This is a genomic window from Vibrio sp. 1288, from assembly GCF_033344475.1.
Genome location: NZ_JAWPOX010000029.1, coordinates 20138 through 45381, shown reverse-complemented (window position 1 = coordinate 45381; position 25244 = coordinate 20138). Strand labels below are relative to the sequence as shown.

The window sequence follows — 25244 nt, the reverse complement described above, 5'->3', positions numbered from 1 at the left end:
GAGTAAAAGAGTGTGCCTCAACAAGATTCCTGATCTCGCCTAGGCTCGTCGGAATGACGTGGTTTGGATATATTGAAAAGGGACAGTGTTGGTAGCCATCCCCTTATCACACACTCTCGCTATATCTCATTCCAAACGCCAGACAAACAAAAAGGCCCTCAAATGAGGGCCTTTAGTATATCAATGTTCAAAATAGATGAGTCGAGTTCTAGAAGAACACACGGAGTTTGCGCGAGCAAATGAGTATGTTCGACACCGAAATCGACTCACTCTATGAAAAGCAGTTAGGCGTAAACTGGTAGACGCTTACAAATTTCTAGCACTTTCTGTTTTGTCGCTTCGATAACTTCTTCGTTGCCGATGTTATCTAGAACGTCACACATCCAGTTTGCTAGCTCTTTTGCATCTTCTTCAGTGAAGCCACGGCGAGTGATCGCTGGCGTACCTACACGGATACCAGACGTTACGAATGGGCTGCGTGGGTCATTTGGTACTGAGTTCTTGTTTACAGTGATATTTGCTGCACCTAGTGCCGCGTCTGCGTCTTTACCAGTGATATCTTTGTCGATTAGGTCAACAAGGAACAAGTGGTTTTCTGTACCGTTAGATACGATTTTGTAGCCACGCTCTTGGAACTGACCAACCATTGCTTTTGCGTTTTTCACTACGCGAGCTTGATAAGCTTTGAACTCTGGCTCCATCGCTTCTTTGAACGCTACTGCTTTACCAGCGATAACGTGCATTAGAGGGCCACCTTGACCACCAGGGAACACTGCTGAGTTCAATTTCTTGTACATATCTTCGCCAGCATTTGACAAGATAAGACCACCGCGAGGACCTGCTAGTGTTTTGTGCGTCGTTGTTGTTACCACGTGAGCATGCGGTACTGGTGTTGGGTATTCACCGGCAGCGATAAGACCAGCTACGTGCGCCATATCAACAAATAAGTAAGCACCTGCTTTGTCAGCGATTTCACGCATGCGTTTCCAATCAACGATTTGCGAGTAAGCAGAGAAACCACCGATGATCATCTTAGGTTTGTGTTCAAGTGCTAGCTGTTCCATCTCGTCGTAGTTGATTTGACCAGCTTCATCGATACCGTAAGGGATAACGTTGTAGTGCTTACCCGAGAAGTTTACTGGTGAACCGTGAGTTAGGTGACCACCGTGCGCTAGGCTCATGCCTAAAACTGTATCGCCAGGGTTAAGAAGCGCCATGTAAACTGCGCTGTTTGCTTGAGAACCTGAGTGAGGCTGTACGTTAGCGTACTCACAACCAAATAGTTGGCATGCACGCTCAATTGCTAGTGCTTCAGCTTTATCTACGTACTCACAACCGCCGTAGTAACGCTTACCTGGGTAGCCTTCAGCGTATTTGTTCGTTAGCTGAGAACCTTGCGCTTCCATTACACGTGGGCTTGTGTAGTTTTCAGAAGCGATAAGTTCAATGTGTTCTTCCTGGCGAAGAGTTTCTTCCTGGATAGCTGCGAACAGTTCCGCATCGTAATCTGCGATGTTCATATCACGCTTAAGCATCTGTATCTCCTGACTCAGATTAGTACTGAAAGTTGCAAAAAAACTGTTGAATGACCCGAAGCAAACGTTTTCGTCACCCTAATGGCGCGCATTCTACATAATTTGATTTAGGTCATAAAGAGAAATTTACAATTTTTCTCATGCAGTTTTTTCATGATGACAAGCAATGTTTATCATGCCAGCATTGCAATCGCATAACGACAATCTATTGCCTGTCAAATTTGTGCTTTACACCCTGTAAAACAGCAATTACATAGGTTTACCGTAAATTTTACCCTCTAGCTACCGAAAAGATCATCTTTTTACTACTATGCACGCCTTATTTATCACTAATGACTGCAACATTGATGGAAAAACACTCATTAAAAGAAGACTGGATAGCGATTCTCACGGGTACCTTTTTAGTAGCTCAAGGCGTTTTCTTTCTCCAATCCGCGAACCTTCTAACGGGAGGCACGACTGGATTGGCTCTGCTTATTAGCCAATTTACACCTTTTACCTTTGGTGTGCTGTACTTTTTAGCAAACAGTCCTTTTTACTTACTAGCATGGAAACGCTTTGGCCGTCATTTCGCCATTAATAGTGCCATTTCTGGCGCGTTGGTTTCTATCTTTGCCGATCATCTTTATTTGCTAATCTCGCTCGAATCGGTAAATGAAGTTTATTGCGCCGTCGCAGGCGGACTTTTAATGGGGCTCGGTATGCTGATCCTATTCCGACATCGCTCCAGCTTGGGTGGCTTTAACGTGCTGTGTTTGTTTATCCAAGACAAATTTGGCATTTCAGTTGGCAAAAGCCAAATGGCAATCGATGCATGTATCCTGTTTGCTTCATTCTTCTTTGTCACACCAGAAGTGATTGGCCTTTCAATTTTGGGGGCGTTTGCACTCAATCTCGTGTTAGCGATGAACCACAAACCGCACCGCTATTCCGTGACCTACGGTTCATAAATTTTTGATAATGATTGAAGCGCGATTTATAAGATTTCGCGCTCCAATCGCTATATAATACTTCGCGATTTCCAAATAGATCGGTACGGTATGCGCGACTTTCTGCAACAAGCTAAACAGACTCACAGTTGTATTGCGATTGGAGAGCTGATCTATTACCCGAAGACACAGACCCTTCATCAAGATGCTATCGCGATTGATCTTGAACCTCGCACCATTGAATTATTAGAACTGCTGTTAACAAGCGTTGGCCACCCACTCTCTGCTGACACCATTATTGAAACCATTTGGCAGAGCAAGTTCATCTCTAAGAATGTGCTCACGAACCGCATTAGCACCTTACGTGCACTGCTACAGCAGTACTTACCCGAATACGATGCCGCTAAGCTTTTAGTCACTTACCCCCGCAAAGGCTACTTTCTTAACCCTGCCAATATTCGTTTAGTGCCACCAGCGAAAAACCATCGACGCGTTATCCCAACCCAGGTGGCGAGTAATAAGAACTTCAAGCTGATTTTTGCTTACAGCTTATGTGCCATACTTGCGGTATGTAGCATGACACTCGCAAGCTTGTTATGGCAACGCCAAGAAATCTCAACACAACAAACACGTCATCAACTACTGATTCCCAAAGTCGAGCTACTACTCAACCGTGTCGATTCAATCGGCTCCCAGGCGCGAAAATACCGCATACTGGTCAAAGCCATCTTGCTGCAACAACAGGTCGAATATCCATACACCGACATCGCCAACCAAGATGCTCCCAGTTACTTTCTTGATCCTATCGGTCATACGCCATATTTCCCTGGCGCACGAAACATGCAGACCAGCGACTACGAGCTCAATATCGAGTTAAAAGACGGCACAAAACAGGGCATCTTGAAAGCGCAGATGAACCTTATTTATCCTGCGACGGGCAAGCTGGCGTTTCGCAATGAGTACACACTGCGTTTATCTGCCTTACAATCGGATATTTTCCAAATGCACTCGGATGTCGCGCAATACTTCAATCTGCCTGCACCTTCGGCAAGTTCGTGGCAGCTTTCGAATATTCACAAAAAAATGTTATTCGAGAATGCCTTTTCTAGCCAACCTCTCAGACAATCTGATGAGTTTGCGGCTATAACAACGGCAAGACATCTCGCCTTATACGAGCACGAACATCAAAAGCTGGAAGCATATTTAACTCAAGTACAATCGTCGTTTGATGTTTTGCCAGATGAGCTGAGCCTCTGGTTAGGTCTATTGCATTTCAAATTAGGTAACTTAGACAGGGCAAAAGCCCTGTTAACGACACCAGATGGCGACTCACGTATCCAAAACGCACTGATTTATACCTTTGTGTCTCACATTGCTTACAAGCAGAACAAACTTGAACAGTTCCGTCTCAACTACATGGAATCACTGGTGGCGCTGCTGCGCGTTTTACCTTCCGAAACCTTGTTTGAGCGTCTTTCTCAATCTGAATCAAAAGAGACTTGCCTCCAACCGTGGAAAACGTTGCATGTTAGTGTGACCGATCAAGAAATCATAAGCCGATGGAAAGCGCTCATTAACGAGTATTGCACTAATGTGGCCAACGAAATAACCACCAATAAAACAAAGACCTAAATATAAAATTAAGCTTTCGTTAACCCCTGTTAGCTTTTGTTTTTTGCCCTTTTTCTCTCGCTGAACTTAGCATGCTCGCATTCAAGCAACGGCCCAACATGAAGCGGCCTTATCAATCAGGAATGTAAACCATGCTAAACAAAATGACGCTTATCGCGGCAGCAACTCTGGCTCTTTACGGCTGTGGCGGAGGTTCGTCTTCTGGCAGTGCGAATCCAAACAAAGTGCCTCAAGAAAGTTTCGACGTCTCGATTCACAACTCAATCTTCGCTCCCACGCCAAGCACACAGCTAAACTACGCATTTAGCTTGGATGGCCAACCAGAGGGCGACATGAAACTGAGCTTCCAAGCGATGGATAGCGAGCAAATATTGGCAGCATTGGCACAAATCCCAAACAGCGAGGCAATGGTCCAGTTGGTTAATGACTTGATGAACTACGGCGCCGAACAGTTCTACTATTCAGACGAGCAGTACAACGACGACGAAGAGAGCAATACGCTTTACTTTGCAGGATCAGATGGTGCACTCCATGAAATCACTGACGCTTATTTCATTGGTCATCAGTTTATTGCCATGCTTATGCACAGCGGTCCGATTTTCCGCCTAAACGGTGACGACGTAAAAGAGAAAAGCCCGAATATTGACATCGGTGAAGAAACTATGTCTCTGCAAACCACTCTTACAGGCTACTCAGTTCACAACCTACTAGACCGTTTTGAAGAGCATGAGTGGGTACAAAACCTTCCTATGACAGCATCTTGCCAAGTGGTTTGGCAACAGCAAATCCGAGAAACTGGCGTGCGTAAAGCGTTCTCGATCTCAGGCAAGAAAATTGAAGCGGCATACCTGATGGAAGAGAACATCTACAACCTAAACTGTGATGATATGGACTCAATGGAGTTCGCCACTTCGGCAGAACGTTGGTTTAATCCGAGCTTAGGTCTGATAGAACAAATTGAACTGCTGAAAGTACAACAAGTACAAATCAACGAAGAGAAAGTGCAGCTAACAGCGATTGAAACAAAATAAGCTTGCATTTTTTATAGATATCTCAATAAAAGAAGGCTTTGGGGAGCACACCAAAGCCTTCATCTCGAACATCAATCTTAGGGGTGATGACACCCGAGTTTATTCTTCTATCAATAAAATACGAGTTTCGTAAGGTCGTAACACTTGATGGTTTGACGCGACTGCGCTCGCTGAGTTTTGATAGTTAGATAGCAAGTTTTTCGCTTTACTCATATCAAAACGTTCTGGCAGAACGCATTCCACCTCTTCAGCATAGTAGTTATTGATACACAGCAGCGTTTGCTTATCGTTCTGACGAGCGTAAGCGAAAATACGTTTGTGCTCTGGCAGTAAATCTTCATAACGGCCATCGGTGATGACTGGAACCTGTTTACGCAGTTCAATCAGACGCTTGTAAAAGTAGAACACCGAGTTCAAATCGGCAACCGCAGCTTCAGCATTGATTTCAGAGTAATTCTGCGCCACTTCAAGCCACGGCGTTCCCTCAGTAAAGCCCGCGTGTTTTGCACTGTTCCATTGCATTGGTGTACGTGAATTATCACGCGACTTCTGTGCCAAGATCGCCATCATATCGTCATGAGATACACCATCACGGTTGACCATGATGTCGTACATGTTAGTACTTTCAACATCACGATATTGGCTGATTTCGGTATAACCCGGGTTGGTCATGCCGATCTCTTCCCCCTGGTAAACATAAGGTGTGCCTTGCATCATGTGCGCTGATGCCGCAAGCATCTTGGCAGATTCAACACGGTATTGCTCGTCGTTACCTAATCGGCTCACAACGCGTGGCTGGTCGTGGTTACACCAGAACAGCGCCCCCCACCCTTTGCCATTTAAGCCCGTTTGCCAATGATTGAAGATCTGTTTTAACTGAATGAAATCAAACGGCGCTTTGGTCCATTTTTCACCATTTGGATAATCGACTTTCAGATGATGGAAGTTGAACACCATGGATAGCTCTTTGCCGTCTAGCGAAGAATATTGCTGGCAGTGCTCTAGTGTGGTGGAAGACATTTCACCCACCGTCACGCTGCCGTATTTTTGAAACACAGATTCGCTAATCTCTTGAAGGTATTCGTGCACACGTGGACCATCCGTGTAGAAACGACGACCATCACCAATATCGTCACTTGGAAAATCTTGCTGCTTGGAAATCAGGTTGATAACGTCGAGACGGAAACCATCGACACCTTTGCCTGCCCAGAAGCTGATGACTTCTTTCACTTCTTCACGCACTACTGGGTTTTCCCAGTTTAAGTCCGCTTGCTCTTTAGCAAAAAGGTGCAAATAGTACTGGCCTGTTTTTTCATCCAGCGCCCAAGCGTTGCCACCAAACTTTGATTGCCAGTTGTTTGGTTCAGCACCATCTACCGGATCTTTCCAGATGTAGTAATCACGGTATGGGCTGTTTTTATCACCCAGTGCGGATTGGAACCACTTGTGTTCTGTCGACGTGTGGTTCACTACAATGTCCATGATGATACGAATACCCAACTGATGCGCTTCTGCTAGCAAAGTATCGAAATCTTCCATAGTGCCGAACTCAGGGTTGATCGAGTAGTAATCGGAGATGTCATAACCGTTGTCGATCATTGGCGATTGGTAAACCGGCGTCAGCCAAATCGCATCCACACCAAGATGCTTAAGATAATCCAGCTTAGAAATGATCCCTTTGATGTCGCCCGTGCCTTTACTGCCACTGTCACAAAAGCTTTTTGGGTAAATTTGATAGATGGTTGCGGTTTTCCACCAGCTCTCATCATGCTTGGTCATAGCCATTTCTAACACTCACTTACCAGTAATCGGAAACTTAAAATTTGAAAAGAAAAATAGGAGGAGGCAGCCAAGTCACTGCCTCAAATAGAATTACGCGTTTGCAGGCTCAAGCTCACCTTTGGCTTGTGCACGCTTATAAAGAATTAACGTTAATGCAGCAGGTACTAGCATTGCGACTAACATAGCCAAAGCAAAAATGCCCCAGAACTGCGGTTGGATAGACAAGATGCCCGGCAAACCGCCCACACCGATACCGTTCGCCATTACGCCCGCACTACCACAAATAGCAGCAGCACACGCACTACCGATCATCGCGCTCAGCATTGGGAACTTGTATTTCAAGTTGATACCGTACATCGCCGGCTCGGTCACACCAAGGTAAGCAGAGATAGCCGCAGGCACCGAGATATCACGCTCGCCATGTTTTTTACTGATGATAATGATGCCGACGACCGCAGACGCTTGAGCAATATTTGAAAGCGCAATCAGAGGCCAAATTGGCGTGCCGCCTAGCTCTTGCATCAGTTGAAGGTCTACCGCGTTGGTGGTGTGGTGAATACCAGTAATGACCAATGGCGCGTATAGGAAGCCGAAGATGGTTGAGCCAATCATTGCGAAGTCACCTGTCATGGCTGCTTTTGCTGCGAAAGCAACACCATCACCCAACATACGACCGAATGGGCCAATGATAGAGTGCGCAAGAATCACAGACACGATGATAGAGACAAACGGCACAACCACTAGGTAAAGGTAAGACGGAATGATGCGTTTTAAGTTGGTTTCAATAAACGCCAGTGCCATACCAGCGAGCATTGCCGGAATCACTTGCGCTTGGTAGCCCACTTTCTCGATGGCAAATAAGCCAAAGTCCCATACTTCAGGCACTTGCTTACCAATTAGGTAGGCGTTCATTAACTGTGGCGAAACCAATGTTACACCAAGCGTGATACCCAGAATCGGAGTACCGCCGAGCTTTTTCACTGTCGACCAACACACGCCAACCGGTAGGAAGAAGAAGATCGCCTCACCAATCAGCCATAAGAAAGAGTGTACCGTTGCCCAAAACTGGCTGATTTCCGTTAGCGTTTGACCATCAAACATCTTGATGTCGCCAATCACATTACGGAAGCCAAGAATCAGACCACCGGTAATGATCGCAGGTAGCAGTGGTACAAAGATTTCTGCAAGGTGGGAAATACCACGCTCAACGATATTCATGTTTTGACGAGCAGCGTTCTTCGCTTCGTCTTTGCTGGCTTCACTTTTACCCGTCAGTCCGATCAGTACCTTGTAAACTTCATCCACTTCAGTACCGATAACCACTTGGAACTGGCCTGCGTTGGTAAAACAGCCCTTCACCATCGGTAATGCTTCTAACTGTTTCGTATCTGCTTTGTCCGTATCATTTAGAACAAAACGCAAGCGAGTTAAACAGTGACTTACACTGGCAATATTGTCCGGCCCCCCGACCAGCTCAATAAGACGCTCCACGTCTTTACGCGCAATCTTACTCATAACTTTGTCCACCCTGTATTGGATACATTCGATTCATCATTATTTTGTTTTTATAAATGGGAACATTCCCATTTCTTAATTTTAATATTGCCATTCGAAGACAAAAAACAAAATGGGAACAGTCCCATTAATTGAGAGTGATCACAGTATAATTTTAGAGCAGATCGTTTTAGTGTGGGTCAATAAACGATAGGCTGTTGAGTAAAGTGAACCACTTCCTCATCGCCATTTAATTGATTGATCAGCATGTTAGCGGACTTCTCACCTGCAAGGGTATAACCTGGGTCGACACTAAATACTTTAGGGAAAAGGAAAGAGAGCAATTCATTACCTCCAACACCTGTCACAACCACATCTTCACGGCCTAACTCTTGAAGACGCTTAATCACGCCCAACGCGATGGTGTCACTGGCGCACACGATGGCCTGAGTGTCAGATTGAAGGACTTTGTCTACCAACTGATAAGCACTTTCATGGCTCAACTTACCCGTTTGGAAACAAGGTGTAATTTGTTTGCGTTGACACCAAGCTTTATAAGCATTTAGACGAGCTAAGCCAGTGGTTTTGTCTTCAGGATCAACACCAATATAGGCAATGCGAGATAAAGATTGCTGCTCAAGGTGAGACAAAGCCATGTCTATCACACCTTGGTTATCGTAGTTGATCGAGGAAACCATTTGCGTGTCCATCGCGATCACGACGATACGATTCCCCCACTCCGCCAATGCTCGCTCATCACATCCAGTAAAGCCAAACACGATCACCCCATCGACGTTGCGACGTTTAAGCACATCCAAATGTTCATTGGTTTTATCGCGATCGAATTGGCTCTCCATGATCACCGCATCATAACCAGCGGAATACAAAGCATTGAGCATGGTACCAACGGCGCGATTTTCTGATGGTGAATCTAAACGGGAGATGATAACCCCAATAACTTTTTGGCTGCCACCACGCATCGACTGCGCCGACTTTGATGGGACGTAGCCTGATTCACGAATGATTTGCTCTACCTTCTCACGCGTTTGCGGTTTTACCTTGGGATCATTGGTAAGCACACGGCTGACCGTCGATTTGCCCACGCCAGCCAATTTTGCGATATCAAGAATGGTGAGTTTTTTGCTCATAAGTGTTCAGATTAAAAGAAGGAATCAAACAAAAGGGAAGCAGTGGCTTCCCTTATCTCAGTCAGTAATGAATATTACTTGTTTAAGTACGCAGGCACATCTGCAATGCTATCCAATACTACCGTTGCAATGGCTTCGCCCTGTTCCGTTACTGGCTTACCAGTGCGAACCAAAATCTTAGTGCCAACGCCTGCCGCTTCTGCTGCCATCATGTCTTCAGCTTTATCGCCGATCATCACAGATTTCTCCATGTCGATCTTCAAGAAGTCACGCGCAGAAATGAACATACCTGGTTTTGGCTTACGGCACTCACAATCTTGCTTGTACTCGCCAATGCCATGTTCTGGATGATGTGGACAGTAATAGATACCATCGAACTCAACACCATTATCAGCAAAGTTCCAATCCATCCATTGAGTCAGAGACAAGAAACGGTCTTCACTGAATTTACCGCGTGCGATGCCCGATTGATTCGTCACTAACACTAGAAGGTAGCCTTTATCTTTTAGCGCTTTCGTCGCTTCAAATACACCATCAATGTACTCAAAATCATGTTCGTCATGAACGTAGCCGTGGTCAACGTTTATCACGCCATCACGATCGATAAAAACAGCAGGTTTTGCCAAAACGTATTTCTCTATTAACTCGGTTTAATCAGATTATTACATACCTTATAAACTTCAACACTATCTAATTCATTCTAGGCCTCGACAAAACGGTTGATTTGTTGGGCAAGAATCGGTAAATCTGAGGGTGCCCTGCCGTCTACCTCCTCCTTTCTATCTATACATCTCCGTTTCGAAACAGAACATCCATACATTTAGACGTCTAGACGTAAAAATATCTATTGACTTCATTCAGCTTAACCCATAGCATCAACTGAAAATTGAGATAAAGCTCAACATTAAGTTCTGTCAAAGGCCGTTTTTGACAGCGAAGTTCCCCGTATCTTTGGGCAGGTTGAAACATGATAGAAATAAAAAACGTCAATAAAGTGTTCTACCAAGGCAGTAAGGAAATCCTTGCCCTGAAAGACATTAACCTACACATCGACAAAGGCACCATCTTTGGTGTTATCGGTTCATCAGGTGCTGGTAAAAGTACGCTGATTCGCTGCGTAAACATGTTAGAAGCGCCGACCTCTGGTTCCATCATCGTTGATGGTGTGGATCTAACCAAACTCAGCAAAAAACAACTAGTCGAAACACGCCGTAACATTGGCATGATCTTCCAGCACTTTAACCTGCTTTCGTCTCGTACTGTGTTTGATAATGTAGCACTGCCACTAGAACTGGCAGGTAAAGACAAATCGCAAATCACAACAAAAGTAACTGAGTTGCTAAAGCTTGTAGGCTTAGCCGACAAACACGAGAGCTACCCATCTAACTTAAGTGGCGGCCAAAAACAGCGTGTGGCAATTGCTCGTGCATTGGCATCCGATCCTAGCGTGCTGCTTTGTGATGAGGCCACTAGTGCGCTAGACCCGGCAACAACTCAATCTATCCTTGAGTTATTGAAAGAGATCAACCGCAAACTCAACATCACGATTTTACTTATCACTCACGAAATGGAAGTCGTAAAAAGTATCTGTCACGAAGTAGCAATCATCGGTGGTGGTGAGCTGGTGGAAAAAGGCACCGTTGGCGATATTTTTGCGCACCCTAAGACAGAGCTAGCGCACCAATTCATTCGCTCAACGCTGGATCTTTCCATTCCTGAAGATTACCAAGCTCGTCTGCAAGCAGAGCGTGTTGATGGCAGCTACCCGTTGGTTCGCTTAGAGTTTACTGGCGCAACCGTCGATGCACCGTTAATGTCGCAAATTTCTCGTAAATACAATATTGATGTGAGTATTTTGAGTTCCGACCTTGATTACGCTGGTGGCGTGAAATTCGGCATGATGGTCGCAGAGCTATTTGGTAACGAAGAAGATGACAACGCAGCTCTTGAATACCTGCGTAAGCACAACGTAAAAGTAGAGGTACTTGGTTATGTCCTTTAATACGATTTCTGAATGGCTGAGCTTAAACAGCAAACTACTTTTAGGTGCAACGTGGGAAACGCTTTACATGGTTGCGGTTGCCGGATTAGTCGGCTTTGCTGTGGGTATTCCATTAGGCGTAATCCTCCATATTACTAAGAAAGGCGGCCTACTTGAAAACACCAAACTAAATAGCGGCTTAGGCGCTATCGTTAACATTGGTCGTTCTGTGCCATTCCTCGTACTGATGGTTGCGATTATTCCAGTGACAAAAATGCTAGTTGGAACCTTTATCGGTACAACCGCAGCAATCGTCCCACTGACTATTGGCGCCATTCCTTTTGTCGCTCGTCTTATTGAAGGTGCTTTATTAGAAGTACCGACAGGCTTGGTGGAAGCAGCGCAGTCAATGGGGGCGACACCAACACAGATCATCACAAAAGTTCTACTACCAGAAGCAATGCCGACTATTGTTAACTCAGTAACGATTACCTTGGTCACTCTCGTTAGCTACTCAGCTATGGCGGGTACGGTAGGCGGCGGCGGCCTAGGTGACGTAGCCATTCGTTACGGTTTCCACCGCTACGATGTAACTATCATGGCCGTGACTGTCGTGATGTTGATTGTTCTAGTACAGATTATTCAGTCTATCGGTGACGCAGTGGTGCGCCGTGTAGACCACAGATAAGTATCAAAAATACAAATTATAAGGAGATAAAGATGAAATTTAGCCTTAAAGGTCTTTTGACTGTAGCAACGGCTGCCTCTGCTCTTGCTCTAGCGGGTTGTGGCGACAAAGAAGTAGACGTAAACAAAGTAAAAGTTGGCGTTATTGCTGGTGCTGAAGCACAAGTAGCCGAAGTTGCCGCTAAAGTAGCAAAAGAGAAATACAACCTAGACGTTGAGCTAGTAACATTTACCGATTACGTAACACCAAACGCCGCTCTGGATGATGGTTCAGTAGACGCGAATGCGTTCCAACACAAACCATACCTAGATCAACAAGTGAAAGACCGCGGCTACAAACTGGCTATCGCGGGTAACTCATTCGTTTACCCTATTGCTGGTTACTCAAAGCAAGTAAAATCAATTGATGAAATTCAAGATGGCGCACGCATCGCAGTACCAAACGACCCAACTAACCTAGGTCGCTCACTACTGCTTCTTGAGCAACAAGGTTTGATTACGCTACGTGATGGCGTTGGTCTACTCGCTACAGTACGTGACATCGTAGGCAACCCTAAAAATATCGAAATCATTGAACTAGAAGCCCCACAGCTTCCGCGTTCACTGGATGACGTAACGCTATCTATCATCAACACCACTTACGCAAGCTCTATCGACCTATCGCCAGAGCGTGACGGCGTGTTCGTTGAAGATAAAGACTCACCATACGTAAACCTAATTGTCGCTCGCGAAGAAAATGTTAATGCGCAAAACGTACAAAACTTCGTAAAAGCTTACCAAACGGAAGAAGTTTACGAAGCGGCAAAAGAGCTGTTCAAAGGTGGTGTTGTGAAAGGTTGGTAATCCCACTTTTCAAAACATGACCGAAAACAACGTTCCAAACGTAAACGTTCTAAACCTAAAAGGGCTGATGTAAAAACATCAGCCCTTTCTATTTGTCTATCTACCCATTTAAGTAGCTTCAATTCGCTACTTAAGGTGATCCCAAGAGATATTCGACACGATTCGGCAGTCATCACACTTAAAATGAAATATGTCATGTAGTGGCTCATCGAGTAGCCACTCGCCATCGCATTTTGGACACTTGCGCGCTTTCTCGCTCTCCAGCGACTGACCACCGACACGATACTGGTAATAGTACGTAGGGATCTTCGTGATGTATTCGATACGGCCACGTAAGTCCCAACCTCGGCGAAACAGCACACTATCCACATCGCAAATTTCGTGCAGCGCCGCATGTTCCGCTCGGCAGCCCCCTGCCATTTGGATTTCATCACACGCTTGCCACTCAGTCTGCCACTTAATGACGGCTTTATGGTCTCCATTAAGTGTTGGCTCATTACGATACAAAGGAATTGGCAACAGGGTTTCACCACTTCGCAAAGGCGAACACGTATGAACATAAGTCGTGTACAACACTTGCCAGCTAGGTGTCTCTTCTTCGGCTGCTTGTTCTGAATTCAAATCACGCCCCAGCATACGCATTTTCGGAGCAAGCAAAGACGCATCCGACAAACGGTTCATGCACACTTTGACGAAATCTGAGTGATAACGTGGATGTAAGCTGTCTTGTTCTGGGCAAACAACACGAACGAAAAATTCACCTTCTCCCATCACTATCGGGAATTCACGACCTAATACTTGGCCGTTGTAACGCAGAGCATCCATCAAGCCATTAATGGCTTTGTCTACCGCGCTGACGGTGGTGTTATCAAAACACTCAAACTGCAACTCAACAACATACATACTTAGACGGCAGCCTCTAACTTATTCAAGAACTCAACCAATGAATCTGCCAATACATCACGTTTAGAGGTGCCCAAACGCTCTAGAATCACATTGCCAGTTAGGTTACAAATAGAAATCACATCCATTTCCTCATCTGTCGCTGCGATAAATACCGTTGGTTTAAGTTTCAAGCGGCGCTGCGTCACCAAATGACCAAGAATATTTTCTTGTAGGCGCACGAAATCGTCATCGCTCCACACTTGCAGCAGCGTCAACGAATTACCTTGCCAAGTTGCCTCCATATCGGCGCAGTATTGAGAACCATAAAAGGCTTTAACATCATCTTGCAGTGACAACTCAATCGCATTTTCCACATTGGTGAAATCGGCCATTTCATCACGTGCGACCGCTTTCCAAAGCACCTTTCCATCACGCTTCTCTTCGACACAAGGAGAAACAAGCTCTGCAAGCTCTTCACTGCTTGGCAACTCATTGTGCTTAGCTTGCCAAGCTTGTTGGTAGCGCAGGCTGAACTCTTGTAGCGCCTGAGTAACGTTTTGGGTCATGAAGATCTCCTCATTCCTTATTTATCAGATAGCCGTACTTGCCGGATGGCAATTGACCAGCGGATTCAGTAAAATTCTCGCCATTCTAATCGAAAACGACCACAAAGTATGAGCAAATATTCTGACGCTAAAGAGCTTGCTGGCCTAACACTAGGTAAAACGACCGAGTATGCGAACCAGTATGACCCAAGCTTGCTGCAACCAGTCCCTCGCAGCCTGAACCGAGATGACCTTCAGTTAGGCGATACTCTGCCTTTCATGGGGCACGACATTTGGACGCTGTATGAACTGTCTTGGTTAAATAGTAAAGGTTTACCACAAGTGGCCGTTGGCGAAGTATACATTCCAGCCACCAGCGCAAACTTGATTGAATCGAAGTCTTTCAAACTGTACTTAAACAGCTATAACCAAACCCGCTTTGCAAGCTGGGAAGAAGTGACTGAGCGTTTAACACAAGACCTGTCTGAATGCGCAGGTGAAAAGGTGCTGGTTGAGGTGAATCCAGTGACCCACTATACCAATCAACCTATCGTAACAATGGACGGTGAATGTATAGATGACCAAGACATTGACATCACCAGTTACGATTTTGATGCCGATTTGCTTGGAGGTGCGGCAGGTGAAGCACAAGTTGAAGAGGTGCTACATAGCCACCTATTGAAATCAAACTGTTTGATCACTAACCAACCCGACTGGGGCAGTGTAGAAATTCGCTACCAAGGCGCAAAAATAGATCGTGAGAAGCTGTTACGTTACTTAGTGTCTTTCCGCGAGCACAATGAGTTCCACGAGCAGTGTGTAGAGCGTATTTTTACGGATCTAATGAAATACTGCCAACCAAGCAAACTGACCGTATTTGCCCGCTATACGCGCCGTGGAGGCTTGGATATCAACCCTTACCGCTCAACGGAACAAGATAAGCCAGCTCACAATCACCGTATGGCTCGTCAGTAAACGCATAGGCAACAGAAATAAGTTCGGCAATCTAAAGGGTTGCCGGACGTTTTTATTGTCCAAGCATGTTACTATATCAAATGGCTTCAACCCGCATTTAAACGGCTAACTGAGGCTTTTCGCCGTTATCGCCATATCTAAAAACAGTTCGAGGGAACGAAAGGATGTTTTGGGACAGTTCGCGTCTATTCAAATTGATTGGCTTTCTTTGCTTGCTGTTTGTACAGCCACTTCATGCAACCATTTTATCGTCCGCGTTACTCAACGAAGCACAACAATTGGCGGAAATAGAGCCATCACAAGCAAAACAAGCGGCAACCAACTATTTGTCACAGCGTGAACTAACAGAACGCAAAGAAAGTGACAGCCCTTCAGCCATGTCTCGCGACGAAACAGATCGTAGCGTTCGCACACCAAGCAGCACCATCGAAGCGCACAAGATTATCGCTCAGGCAGATTACGCCATGGGTAATGTTCGTTCGGCTATCGAGCACCTAAATAAAGCGGAACGCTTAGCGCAAGAATATCAATTGCCGTACATGGACTTAGATCTCCAGCTGATGCGCAACCAAATGATTTGGATGTACGACGAAAACTACTCAAAAGCGGAAGATACGCTTAACCAAATTGAACAACAGCTCGATGAAGCCGATGCCGTATTACAACGCACCGACAGTGTTCGCTACCGACTAGTGATGCAAAGAGCACTCCTCGCTTCACATAGTGGCGATATCATTAAAGCGGAAAACTTGTACTCTGAAGCAAAGACCATGCTTGACGATAGCCGCTCTGAGTTAGCCTTGATCGACTACTACACAGCCGTCGGCGAGTTTTACCTCAATAGCAAGAAATACAATTTGGCTTTGTCAGAACTGCTATACGGTTATTGGCAATCTATTGAAAGTAACAGTGGTGCAAGATTAGCAAAAGTGAATCGCCTTTTGGCTAGGCTCTTCCAGGAGCGACGAGTGTACGACAAAGCGATCGAATACTTATCTCAAGCCGCAGATTTTTATGACTCTTACCCTAGCTCTCCGATCCTAGCGGACGTCCTAGAGCAAATGGGCGACATCTACTTTTATCAGGGTAAGTTTAACCTTGCATTAGTGCATTACTTCAACGTACTTGACCATGAAAGTACCAGTAAGAACATCAATAGAATCATTAAAATTCGCTTAAGCTTGGCGGCTACCTACCTACAACTCTATAACTACGCGCTAGCAGAGCAGTACTTAGACCGCTCTAAAGAGCTTTTAGAATACACTAATATTCCTAAGCTTGAAGCAAAGGCTGCCCTGCTTCAGTCAGGTCTGGCTTATCATCAAAATGACAGTAAAGACGTCATTACTAATGCAAAGCTGGCGTTAGCGCTTGCTGAAAAGTCACCTGAAAATAACAACTTCATTAAGCAGCAATCATACCGTTTACTTGGGTTAGGTTACGAGCAGGCAGGCGAATACAAACTTTCTCTGCAAGCTTATAAAAAATACACCAACCTCGTTCGTCTAGAACAAAAGCAGCTTAACCAAATCAGTGAAGATGCGTTCCGTCAGCAAAAAGAATTTGCCGAACAAACCATCCATTACATCGGTCAATCAGAACGCTTAGAGCAAGTGGAAAGAGAGCATCGTAAATTCCAAAAAATCTCATTTGCATTGTTTATTACTGTATTGGTCATGTTTTTGTTCATTATGCGCCGCGGTGTCATTATGCAGCGCCAAGCAAGTGAAATCGAAAAACTGCGTAACGACCTCTTCACCCACTCTCGCTCTCGTTTACGTAACTTGCGTATGCTGAACGTTAAGCTGTCTCGCTCATTGAAAAAGTCGAGCGAAACTTTCGAGCAATGGCAAATGGGTGAATTGATCCACGAACCACTTAATGATCGCCTACGCTTTGTTATGATCGATTTGCCATTCTTACGAAGCATGTACGTCCATAACGGCTATAAGGCAGGTCTAGAACTAGAACGTGCATTTGGCGACTTCCTTGCGGAAAAAATAGAAAAACCGTCGCGTCTTTATCATTTCTCAGATGCGAACTTACTCTACATAGAACCGAACGCTGACCGTGATGCTTCTGCCGAAGTCATGTTCGAAAAATTCCAGACTTGGGTGGATGAGTTCGCACAGCAGCACAACGTCAATCGTATTATTCGTATGGGCATCAGCGATTATCCGTTCTTACCCCGAGCCTACACTGCAATTAACGATGAGGAATTACTCGATCTGTTATTGCTTGCTACTCACATCGCACGAGAAGTCAGCTTGAAGGATAAGCAAAGCCACTGGGTGTTCTTAAAAGCCATCGATAATGCGCCTGCTGCTAGCTTTGCAACAGGTAACATAAGAACTGCTTGTCAACATGCCATTAGCCAAGGCCTGATCAAGATCCATTCGTCCTACAAGAATGAGGACGACATCAAGAAAATATTAAAAAATGGATAATTAAACGCCTGTTGAACGTAATAACTAATGACGCTATAAAGTTTTTTGTTATTATCAGATAATTGTCAGTAGTACATGGACTTAACCGTAGTCACTTCATGGGAATCTTGGAATCCGATATTCAGTCGCAGCTGCATCAGCTGAGTTGTCAACTTGACCAACTCAGACTGACTCATCGTGATACTTCACTCAAATTCAAACGTGAACAACAAGTTCTTAAACGCGTTGTGGCATCATTGTCTTCAGCTTGCCAGGGTTCGAATACTCAGGTATCCAACTACCTATTTGAAATCCAACAAGAGCTGCAACATCAAAAAGATATCAGCACTCTTATCCCGCGTTTAGCGGTATTAGAGAGGATGCTCAAACAGCAGTCGAAGACGATGGATAAACAGAACGGTTACCTTAACGAACAAATCAAGCACAGTGGTGAAACACTGCAACGTGTCACGGGCTTACCTGCGCAGTTAAAACGTGAACTACGGAACCTGATGAGTTTCTCTGAAGTTCACGCCAGCAATAAAGCTGATCAAGCCACTAAGCTACTGAGTATTTACGAACGCGCTCTGAAAATCATCACGTCTAATTCACGTCTACATCTTAGTGAATTTGAAAACAATCCCGACAGATCTCAGCTTGAGTGCTTAGCCAGCGACCTCCAACATACTATTACAGAGCTGGATTTCGAGGGAGAATCAGGCGATAGATTGCTGGATATTCGCGCTAAGTTGCTCCTTGGCGTGAGTGCCGAGTCTCTCATTGAGCTTACGCTCTCAACGCTGAAATTGGTTGTCGAAGCAACAAAGTTCGAGCGCGAGGCGTCTAGCCAATTCCTTGATCAGCTGAACACTTCTCTCGCAAGTAACCTAAAAACCGTTCATCAGAACGTCGACCAGCATCATACCTACTTTGAACACCGCCAAGAGCTCAACACAGAAATGAACAGCTTGGTTGAATTAAGCCAAAAGTCACTTAATCAAGCTCAAGATATCGCGGTTGTGAAAAAAGAAATCACGCCTCTTCTCGAAAAAATGGCGTCGCTGACAGAGCGACTGAAAATGACGGAAGAGCGAGAGCAAGCGCTGCAAGAACGGTTAAGTTACAGTAAGAACCAACTCGAAGCGGTATTTGAAACTACGCAAGATTATCGTCGACGCTTAGATGACCAAGCTCAGCGTATGTTGCTCGACCCGCTGACTAAAGTTTATAACCGCACTGCATTTAACGATCGACTAGAGCTAGAGTATCGCCGTTGGATTCGCTCTCAGCAAAACCTTCGTGTTGTGCTGTTTGATGTAGACAATTTCAAAGCGGTGAATGATAGCTATGGTTATACGGCTGGCGATAAAGCGCTGAAGATTATCGCTCGTACTATTAACAAGCGCGTATCAGAAACGGAAACAGTGGCTCGCTTTGGTGGCGAGGAGTTCATTCTACTCGTCCCGGAACAATCTGAAGAATACACACTGGATCTGATTAAGCATATCCAGCGTGATATTAGCCAATTACCCTTTAAGTTCCGTGAGCAAAATATCATGATTACCTTAGCTGCTGTATCGACGTCTTTCAAAGAGTCCGATACGCCAGAGTATGTGCTCGATCGTCTTGGCAAGATGCTTGCGGACGCTAAAAAACGTGGAACAAACCAGCTTAACTGGAGCTAAGATTCGTACAAAAAGCGAGCAAACAAACCAAGTTTGGTGCAATCTGCGCTTTATAACCACCCATTTTCAACGAGTTATCACATTTCTTCCCTTTTAGTCTGCTAAGCTGTAAAAACCCAAGTCACTTCAAGATGATGTATTTATAAAAGGCAAATGTATCATCTTGAGGTTGCTTGGGAGTTGATAACCATAAAACCAAATCGGCCAACTACCTTTCATCAAACCATACGTATAACACCAAAAAGGTAAGTTGGTACTTTCCCTCAAATTAATGCAACACAAGGAGGCGTTATGATTACCCATATAAGCCCCGCTGGTAGCATGGACTTGCTATCTCAACTAGAAGTAGAGCGCTTAAAGAACACAGCCTCGAGTGAACTTTATCAGCTGTACCGTAATTGCACATTAGCGGTGTTGAACTCCGGTAGCCATACCGATAACTCGAAAGAACTGCTCGATAAATACCAATCGTTTGATGTCAACGTCGTGCGTCGTGAGCGTGGTATTAAGCTTGAGCTGACTAATCCGCCAGAGCACGCTTTTGTTGACGGCGAAATAATTAAAGGTATCCAAGAGCATCTGTTCTCCGTATTGCGTGATATCGTTTACGTAAACATGCATTTGGCAGACGCCCAACGGCTCAACCTTACTAACCCAATTCACATTACGAACCTCGTGTTCGGCATTCTTCGTAATGCCAGAGCATTAACTCCAGGTATCGCACCGAATCTTGTCGTATGTTGGGGTGGTCACTCTATCAATGGAGTGGAGTATCAGTACACACGTGAAGTGGGTAACGAACTGGGCCTGCGTGAACTTAACATCTGTACAGGTTGCGGCCCTGGCGCAATGGAAGGGCCGATGAAAGGTGCAGCAATTGGGCACGCAAAGCAACGTTATACTCAGCAACGTTATCTTGGTTTAACCGAACCCTCGATTATTGCGGCCGAGCCACCAAACCCAATAGTAAATGAACTGGTCATCATGCCCGACATCGAAAAGCGCTTGGAAGCTTTCGTCCGTATGGCTCATGGTATCGTTATTTTCCCAGGAGGCCCGGGCACAGCGGAAGAGCTACTGTACATTCTTGGCATCATGATGCACCCGGATAACGCCGATCAACCAATGCCTATCGTATTAACAGGACCAAAAGAGAGTGAAGAGTACTTCCGCTCTATTGATGAGTTCATTCGCGACACACTTGGTGAGGAAGGGCAAAAGCACTACGAGATCATCATTGACGACCCGGCAGAAGTCGCTCGTATTATGAAACGCTCCATGGACTCGGTACGCCTTCACCGAAAAGAGAAAGGCGATGCGTACAGCTTTAACTGGTCATTGAAAATTGAGCCAAACTTCCAACTGCCATTCGAGCCTACTCATGAGTCGATGGAACAATTGGATTTAAGCCTAGATCAAGAACCGCAAGTTTTAGCGGCCAACTTGCGTCAAGCCTTCTCTGGCATAGTGGCAGGTAACGTAAAGGCTGAAGGCATTCGAGAAATAGAACGTAGAGGGCCTTTCACCATTCATGGCGACGCAGTCCTCATGAAAAAACTCGATAAGTTGCTAAAAGACTTTGTCGAACAGCACCGAATGAAATTACCTGGCGGTTCAGACTACGAACCGTGTTATCGAATCGCTCACCCGGAAATTGGTGGTCGATAGTCAGGCTAGCATTCGTTACACTAGGGGCATTACGCCCCTTTTTTATTGCTAAGTCATTATGTCTATTCATCTTGTTATCATTGATGCCCTAAACCTGATCCGCCGAGTGCACTCAGCACAACCAGATCCAACCGACATAGCAAGAACCATAACCACAACGCAAAGAACCCTCACTCGCATTCTGTCAGAGGCCAACCCGACACACATCATCGCAGTTTTTGATCACCACGAACAAGATAGAGGTTGGCGCGCTGAAATTCTCCCTGACTATAAGCAAAACCGAAAACCAATGCCTCTGCCACTACTGCAAGGGTTAGATGCGATTCAACAAGCGTGGTGGGAGCAAGGTATTGATTCATTGCTGTCTGAAGGCGATGAAGCAGATGATTTGGTTGCTACACTCGCAACGAAAGTGGCCAGCCATGGTGAAAAAGTCACCATCGTTTCGACTGACAAAGGTTACTGCCAGCTACTTTCCCCTACCCTACAAATCCGTGATTATTTCCAACATCGTTGGTTAGATGAACCATTTATCGAAAAAGAGTTCGGCGTAAAACCAAGTCAACTAGCGGATTACTGGGGATTGACAGGGATAAGCTCTAGCCAGGTTCCGGGCGTACCTGGAATTGGCCCGAAAGCAGCGAAAGAGATTCTCACTCAGTTTGAGAGTATTGAAGCTGCCTACGCTAGTGAAGATCTCGTACCGAAATACCGTAAAAAATTGGATGAGCACATTGAGTCTGCTCGTTTATGTAAACGCGTCGCCGCTTTAAAGTGCGATATAGAACTAGGCTTTAACTTGCAAGATATTCGCTTTTTAGGGCCAAACAAAGCGGAGTAGTGCCCGATGGTAGTTTCACACCATGAAACCCTCAGATATTAAAAAAGCGCCATTTGAAGGCGCTTTTTCTATTCTAATCACTATCCCTAAAAGACTCAGGGAATAAAGTTAGTAAGGTGAAATATTCGACAGACATTGGATATGAATCGTGATCTCTTCACGATCATGATACAAATGTTTAGCTTGTAGCTTGAACTTTACCTTATTATCAATGAGGAACTGCTTCAGATTTTCAAGGTCTTGCAGCACTTCGTCATAACGCCCTTTCATTGGCAGCTTAAGGTTAAAGATGGCCTCTTTTGCCCAACCTTTTAACAGCCACTGTCCCATCAGGTGAGCAACACGAGCTGGCTTTTCCACCATGTCACAAACAATCCATGTTACGTTCTTGCGGTCTGGTTCGAACTTAAAGCCATCCACCATATGGTGTTTGATCTGGCCAGTTTCCATCAAACTGTCTGCCATCATGCCGTTATCAACGCAGTGAACGAACATTGAGCGCTTCACTAATTGGTACGTCCAACCGCCTGGACATGCACCTAAATCCACACCCCACATACCTGGTGCCAAACGCTCATCCCACTCTTCACGTGGAATAAAGACATGAAATGCTTCTTCCAGTTTAAGTGTTGAACGACTTGGAGCGTCTGCTGGGAATTTAAGGCGAGGGATACCCATGAAGAACTGTGAGTTGTTGTCAGTGTAAGAGTAACCAACGTAACAGTGGCCAGGCTCAACAAAGCAAATGTGCAGTACTGGTTTTTTCGCGTTATCTTTGTTCAGCATTAAGCCTTTGCCGCGCAACGCTTGACGCATTGGGACGGTAAACTTACGGCAGAATTTCAGTAGCTCTTTCGCTTCATTTGTATCTGGCGTTTCAATTCTCAAATCACCACAACGAGGGAATGCTTCAATGTCTGCTAGTTCATTCAAAATTGGACTAATGCGGTCATCACTTGGCAACGATTGAAACTCAGCTGCTACCGCAAACATTTGTCGAGCAAAAATTAAAGACTTAAAGTCTAAACCTCTCGCAAGTTTGTCGGCATCTCCATCTTGGTAACACTCGAAGACAACATAACCTGAGTTTCTCTTCACACGAGGGAAGCCATACACTTCCAACTGTGTCGCTTTGTCCTGAATTTCACCAGCACACTCTTTCTCAAAGCCAGAACGGCAATAGAGCATTAGTTGTTTCACTTGGAGACCTCTTTGATATTGAACGCAGCAAAAAAGAACAGACACCAACCAATCATGAACAGTAATCCTCCCACAGGAGTAATTGGCCCAAACCACTTAATGCCCGTCAGCGCCAGCGCGTAAAGACTGCCGCTAAAACAAAAGATGCCGATAATAAAGCAAATCGCCGCAATGAAAAAATATTTTTGTGCTTTTTGTCCCAAATGGAGCAGAAGCAGAATGGCACAAAACACAATCGCCAACGTGTGAATAAATTGATACAGAACTCCGGTCTCAAATACACCGAGCAAATAAGGGGCCAGTGTCGCTTTTAGCCCATGAGCAGCAAATGCTCCAAGAGCGACCGAAATCAGCCCAGACAGAGCAGAGAATGAGAGTAACCACTTACTTTTCACTGTACACCTCTTTTATAAACGCCGCTAACTGCTCTATCGCGAGTGCAATGTTACCCACTTCAGTATGACCTGAGATCTTGCGCGGTTTGAAGCTGTGGTCACCATCAGGTAAAAAGCTCACCGTTACTTGTGACGAAAGGACGAAATCATCGAATTCCTCACGCTTACCAAAGGTGTCTCGTTCCCCTTGCAGAATCAGCGTAGGTTTCTCAATGGTTGCTAAGTGCTCGCCTTTGTATTTCTCTGGCTTTCCTGGCGGGTGAAATGGAAACCCTAAACAGGCAATGCCCGCCACCAGCTCATTTTCAGCCAACAAGCTCGACATACGACCGCCCATTGACTTACCACCAATAACCACGGGAGAAGAAGTAAAGTGAGCGATCACTTCGCTGTATGCTTCGAGCAACTTTGGCGCGCGATCGGGCGGACGCTTTTTGCCATCTTCCGAACGTTTCACCATGTAAGGGAAATTAAAACGCACTACACGAATACCTTGCTCCACTAATCCTTTGGCGACAGCTGTCATGAAGTCATGCTCCATCCCCGCACCTGCGCCGTGAGCAAAAATAAACAGCGGTCCGTTTTCAGACCCCTCAGCTATCCAGTGATTCATCCAATACTTCCTCTTGTTCTTTTCTCGCGGTTGCTAACATCCAGTCTCTAAACGTTGCGATTCGGCCCATATCTGCCTGCTGTTCATGACACACCACATAGAATGCATTCTTAGATATCAACACCTCGTCGAATGGTGCAATGAGTCGTCCGGCTTCCATTTCAGGTTTGGCGAGTACGTTGTTACCGAGCGCGACCCCCTGACCGTGCGCAGCAGCCTGTAGCACCATCGTTGAGTGACTAAAAATAGGACCGTGGTTTACGTTGATGCCTTCAATGTTGTAATGACGAGCAAACTGCTTCCAGTCTTTACGCGAAGTATCGTGTAACAAAGTATGTAATTTGAGGTCACTTAAAGATTCTAATGGTTTGTTACCCAAAAGTAATGAAGGTGAACAAAGTGGGATCAAAAACTCTTGGTACAATTTATCTGCTCGCAAACCTGGCCAGTTCCCACGGCCATAGTAGATCGCCACATCAACATCATCAGTCAGTGAGCCTTCATCCATATCTACGGCTTTAATACGTACATCGATATCGGGCTCTTGAGCATTAAAATCGGCCAAACGAGGTACAAGCCATTGGATAGCAAAACTCGGCGGTAGGCTAATCGTCAATGCCCCTTTTTCGCTACGTTCCAACACCTTATCTGTCGCTTCCGCAATCGAGGTGAAAATATCTTTGATATCGAGAAAGTAACTTTGGCCTTCTTCTGTTAACAACAAAGAACGATTACGTCGACGGAAGAGCTTCAATGATAAGAACTCTTCAAGCGCTTTAATCTGGTGACTGACCGCGGCTTGAGTAACAAATAACTCTTCTGCTGCTCGTGTAAAACTGAGATGACGAGCAGCCGCTTCGAAGACTCGAAGCGAATTTAATGGAGGCAATCTGCGAGACATATGGGACCTCTAATAGGATTAGTTTTTTTAATCTGAAACATTATAAAA

22 protein-coding genes are annotated in these 25244 nt (G+C 45.3%); 11 read left to right on the top strand and 11 right to left on the bottom strand.

The window, feature by feature from the left end:
* Positions 1-284 precede the first annotated feature (284 nt).
* On the bottom strand, positions 285-1535 hold the full coding sequence (gene glyA, locus R8O11_RS18645) for a serine hydroxymethyltransferase (RefSeq protein ID WP_005381985.1): 1251 nt from the start codon (positions 1533-1535) through the stop codon (positions 285-287).
* 347 nt (positions 1536-1882) lie between these two features.
* Here glyA and R8O11_RS18640 point away from each other — a divergent pair, with 347 nt between their 5' ends.
* The 3 genes from R8O11_RS18640 (at position 1883) to R8O11_RS18630 (ending at position 5127) form a co-directional block, all read left to right on the top strand.
* A complete protein-coding gene (locus R8O11_RS18640; protein WP_017635671.1) occupies positions 1883-2485 on the top strand; it encodes a YitT family protein in 603 nt (200 codons plus the stop codon).
* Between the two features lie 90 nt (positions 2486-2575).
* The gene (locus tag R8O11_RS18635; RefSeq protein WP_318194344.1) at positions 2576-4096 is read left to right on the top strand and encodes a winged helix-turn-helix domain-containing protein; all 1521 of its coding nucleotides are present in this window, start codon (positions 2576-2578) and stop codon (positions 4094-4096) included.
* Between the two features lie 131 nt (positions 4097-4227).
* A complete protein-coding gene (locus tag R8O11_RS18630; RefSeq protein WP_318194343.1) occupies positions 4228-5127 on the top strand; it encodes a hypothetical protein in 900 nt (299 codons plus the stop codon).
* A 99-nt stretch (positions 5128-5226) separates the two neighbouring features.
* On the opposite strand, the gene treC is transcribed toward R8O11_RS18630, so the two are convergent.
* The 4 genes from treC to gmhB all read right to left on the bottom strand — a co-directional run bounded on the left by treC (position 5227) and on the right by gmhB (position 10177).
* On the bottom strand, positions 5227-6912 hold the full coding sequence (gene treC / locus R8O11_RS18625) for an alpha,alpha-phosphotrehalase (RefSeq protein ID WP_318194342.1): 1686 nt from the start codon (positions 6910-6912) through the stop codon (positions 5227-5229).
* An 87-nt stretch (positions 6913-6999) separates the two neighbouring features.
* A complete protein-coding gene (gene treB / locus R8O11_RS18620; RefSeq protein ID WP_005381959.1) occupies positions 7000-8424 on the bottom strand; it encodes a PTS trehalose transporter subunit IIBC in 1425 nt (474 codons plus the stop codon).
* Between the two features lie 179 nt (positions 8425-8603).
* Entirely contained in the window at positions 8604-9551 is a 948-nt protein-coding gene (gene treR, locus R8O11_RS18615; protein ID WP_033905853.1) for a trehalose operon repressor TreR, read from the bottom strand.
* Between the two features lie 74 nt (positions 9552-9625).
* Complete coding sequence (gene gmhB / locus R8O11_RS18610; protein ID WP_005381961.1) at positions 9626-10177, bottom strand: D-glycero-beta-D-manno-heptose 1,7-bisphosphate 7-phosphatase; 552 nt, start codon at positions 10175-10177, stop codon at positions 9626-9628.
* Between the two features lie 341 nt (positions 10178-10518).
* Here gmhB and metN point away from each other — a divergent pair, with 341 nt between their 5' ends.
* Genes metN through R8O11_RS18595 form a run of 3 tightly spaced genes read left to right on the top strand, consistent with a single transcriptional unit; the run spans position 10519 to position 13062 of the window.
* Positions 10519-11553: a methionine ABC transporter ATP-binding protein MetN gene (gene metN / locus R8O11_RS18605; protein ID WP_005381962.1), complete on the top strand. Its 1035-nt coding sequence runs from the start codon at positions 10519-10521 to the stop codon at positions 11551-11553.
* A complete protein-coding gene (locus R8O11_RS18600) occupies positions 11543-12220 on the top strand; it encodes a methionine ABC transporter permease (RefSeq protein ID WP_005383604.1) in 678 nt (225 codons plus the stop codon). The genes metN and R8O11_RS18600 overlap by 11 nt, the downstream gene beginning before the upstream one ends.
* A 32-nt stretch (positions 12221-12252) precedes the next feature.
* On the top strand, positions 12253-13062 hold the full coding sequence (locus R8O11_RS18595) for a MetQ/NlpA family lipoprotein (RefSeq protein WP_005381966.1): 810 nt from the start codon (positions 12253-12255) through the stop codon (positions 13060-13062).
* A 126-nt stretch (positions 13063-13188) separates the two neighbouring features.
* Here the strand turns inward: R8O11_RS18595 and R8O11_RS18590 are convergent, their stop codons facing one another.
* Complete coding sequence (locus R8O11_RS18590; protein WP_005383605.1) at positions 13189-13965, bottom strand: Zn-ribbon-containing protein; 777 nt, start codon at positions 13963-13965, stop codon at positions 13189-13191.
* Positions 13966-13967: 2 nt separating this feature from the next.
* A complete protein-coding gene (gene syd / locus R8O11_RS18585) occupies positions 13968-14513 on the bottom strand; it encodes a SecY-interacting protein (RefSeq protein WP_005381970.1) in 546 nt (181 codons plus the stop codon).
* Positions 14514-14621: 108 nt separating this feature from the next.
* Between syd and queF the strand changes: the two genes are divergently transcribed.
* From queF to xni, 5 genes are all read left to right on the top strand, one after another.
* Positions 14622-15467 (top strand): NADPH-dependent 7-cyano-7-deazaguanine reductase QueF, encoded by an 846-nt coding sequence (gene queF, locus R8O11_RS18580; protein ID WP_017821755.1) that lies wholly within the window; start codon positions 14622-14624, stop codon positions 15465-15467.
* 164 nt (positions 15468-15631) lie between these two features.
* Entirely contained in the window at positions 15632-17914 is a 2283-nt protein-coding gene (locus R8O11_RS18575) for a tetratricopeptide repeat protein (protein WP_017635678.1), read from the top strand.
* A gap of 98 nt (positions 17915-18012) precedes the next feature.
* Complete coding sequence (locus R8O11_RS18570; RefSeq protein ID WP_033905849.1) at positions 18013-19578, top strand: sensor domain-containing diguanylate cyclase; 1566 nt, start codon at positions 18013-18015, stop codon at positions 19576-19578.
* Between the two features lie 291 nt (positions 19579-19869).
* On the top strand, positions 19870-21246 hold the full coding sequence (gene ppnN, locus R8O11_RS18565; protein WP_005383611.1) for a nucleotide 5'-monophosphate nucleosidase PpnN: 1377 nt from the start codon (positions 19870-19872) through the stop codon (positions 21244-21246).
* A 58-nt stretch (positions 21247-21304) separates the two neighbouring features.
* On the top strand, positions 21305-22087 hold the full coding sequence (xni, locus tag R8O11_RS18560; RefSeq protein ID WP_005381982.1) for a flap endonuclease Xni: 783 nt from the start codon (positions 21305-21307) through the stop codon (positions 22085-22087).
* A gap of 108 nt (positions 22088-22195) precedes the next feature.
* Here the strand turns inward: xni and rlmM are convergent, their stop codons facing one another.
* From rlmM to R8O11_RS18540, 4 genes are read right to left on the bottom strand one after another with little or no spacing between them, the layout of a single operon-like run.
* Positions 22196-23287 carry a 23S rRNA (cytidine(2498)-2'-O)-methyltransferase RlmM gene (rlmM, locus tag R8O11_RS18555; protein WP_017820611.1) on the bottom strand — a complete coding sequence of 364 codons (1092 nt, stop codon included), beginning with the start codon at positions 23285-23287 and terminating at the stop codon, positions 22196-22198.
* Positions 23284-23682 (bottom strand): DUF423 domain-containing protein, encoded by a 399-nt coding sequence (locus R8O11_RS18550; RefSeq protein ID WP_033905848.1) that lies wholly within the window; start codon positions 23680-23682, stop codon positions 23284-23286. The genes rlmM and R8O11_RS18550 overlap by 4 nt, the downstream gene beginning before the upstream one ends.
* Entirely contained in the window at positions 23672-24295 is a 624-nt protein-coding gene (locus R8O11_RS18545; RefSeq protein WP_033905847.1) for an alpha/beta fold hydrolase, read from the bottom strand. Before R8O11_RS18545 ends, R8O11_RS18550 begins: the two co-directional genes overlap by 11 nt.
* Positions 24276-25196, bottom strand: coding sequence for a transcriptional regulator GcvA (locus R8O11_RS18540; protein ID WP_005383616.1), 921 nt, complete (start codon positions 25194-25196; stop codon positions 24276-24278). Before R8O11_RS18540 ends, R8O11_RS18545 begins: the two co-directional genes overlap by 20 nt.
* Between the last annotated feature and the right edge of the window lie 48 nt (positions 25197-25244).

Bases quoted from the DNA above. Each gene is read 5' to 3' on its own strand.
- glyA (WP_005381985.1), bottom strand. From the start codon at position 1,535: ATGCTTAAGCGTGATATGAACATCGCAGATTACGATGCGGAACTGTTC.
- R8O11_RS18640 (WP_017635671.1), top strand. From the start codon at position 1,883: ATGGAAAAACACTCATTAAAAGAAGACTGGATAGCGATTCTCACGGGT.
- R8O11_RS18635 (WP_318194344.1), top strand. From the start codon at position 2,576: ATGCGCGACTTTCTGCAACAAGCTAAACAGACTCACAGTTGTATTGCG.
- R8O11_RS18630 (WP_318194343.1), top strand. From the start codon at position 4,228: ATGCTAAACAAAATGACGCTTATCGCGGCAGCAACTCTGGCTCTTTAC.
- treC (WP_318194342.1), bottom strand. From the start codon at position 6,912: ATGGCTATGACCAAGCATGATGAGAGCTGGTGGAAAACCGCAACCATC.
- treB (WP_005381959.1), bottom strand. From the start codon at position 8,424: ATGAGTAAGATTGCGCGTAAAGACGTGGAGCGTCTTATTGAGCTGGTC.
- treR (WP_033905853.1), bottom strand. From the start codon at position 9,551: ATGAGCAAAAAACTCACCATTCTTGATATCGCAAAATTGGCTGGCGTG.
- metN (WP_005381962.1), top strand. From the start codon at position 10,519: ATGATAGAAATAAAAAACGTCAATAAAGTGTTCTACCAAGGCAGTAAG.
- R8O11_RS18600 (WP_005383604.1), top strand. From the start codon at position 11,543: ATGTCCTTTAATACGATTTCTGAATGGCTGAGCTTAAACAGCAAACTA.
- R8O11_RS18595 (WP_005381966.1), top strand. From the start codon at position 12,253: ATGAAATTTAGCCTTAAAGGTCTTTTGACTGTAGCAACGGCTGCCTCT.
- R8O11_RS18590 (WP_005383605.1), bottom strand. From the start codon at position 13,965: ATGTATGTTGTTGAGTTGCAGTTTGAGTGTTTTGATAACACCACCGTC.
- syd (WP_005381970.1), bottom strand. From the start codon at position 14,513: ATGACCCAAAACGTTACTCAGGCGCTACAAGAGTTCAGCCTGCGCTAC.
- queF (WP_017821755.1), top strand. From the start codon at position 14,622: ATGAGCAAATATTCTGACGCTAAAGAGCTTGCTGGCCTAACACTAGGT.
- R8O11_RS18575 (WP_017635678.1), top strand. From the start codon at position 15,632: ATGTTTTGGGACAGTTCGCGTCTATTCAAATTGATTGGCTTTCTTTGC.
- R8O11_RS18570 (WP_033905849.1), top strand. From the start codon at position 18,013: ATGGGAATCTTGGAATCCGATATTCAGTCGCAGCTGCATCAGCTGAGT.
- ppnN (WP_005383611.1), top strand. From the start codon at position 19,870: ATGATTACCCATATAAGCCCCGCTGGTAGCATGGACTTGCTATCTCAA.
- xni (WP_005381982.1), top strand. From the start codon at position 21,305: ATGTCTATTCATCTTGTTATCATTGATGCCCTAAACCTGATCCGCCGA.
- R8O11_RS18545 (WP_033905847.1), bottom strand. From the start codon at position 24,295: ATGAATCACTGGATAGCTGAGGGGTCTGAAAACGGACCGCTGTTTATT.
- R8O11_RS18540 (WP_005383616.1), bottom strand. From the start codon at position 25,196: ATGTCTCGCAGATTGCCTCCATTAAATTCGCTTCGAGTCTTCGAAGCG.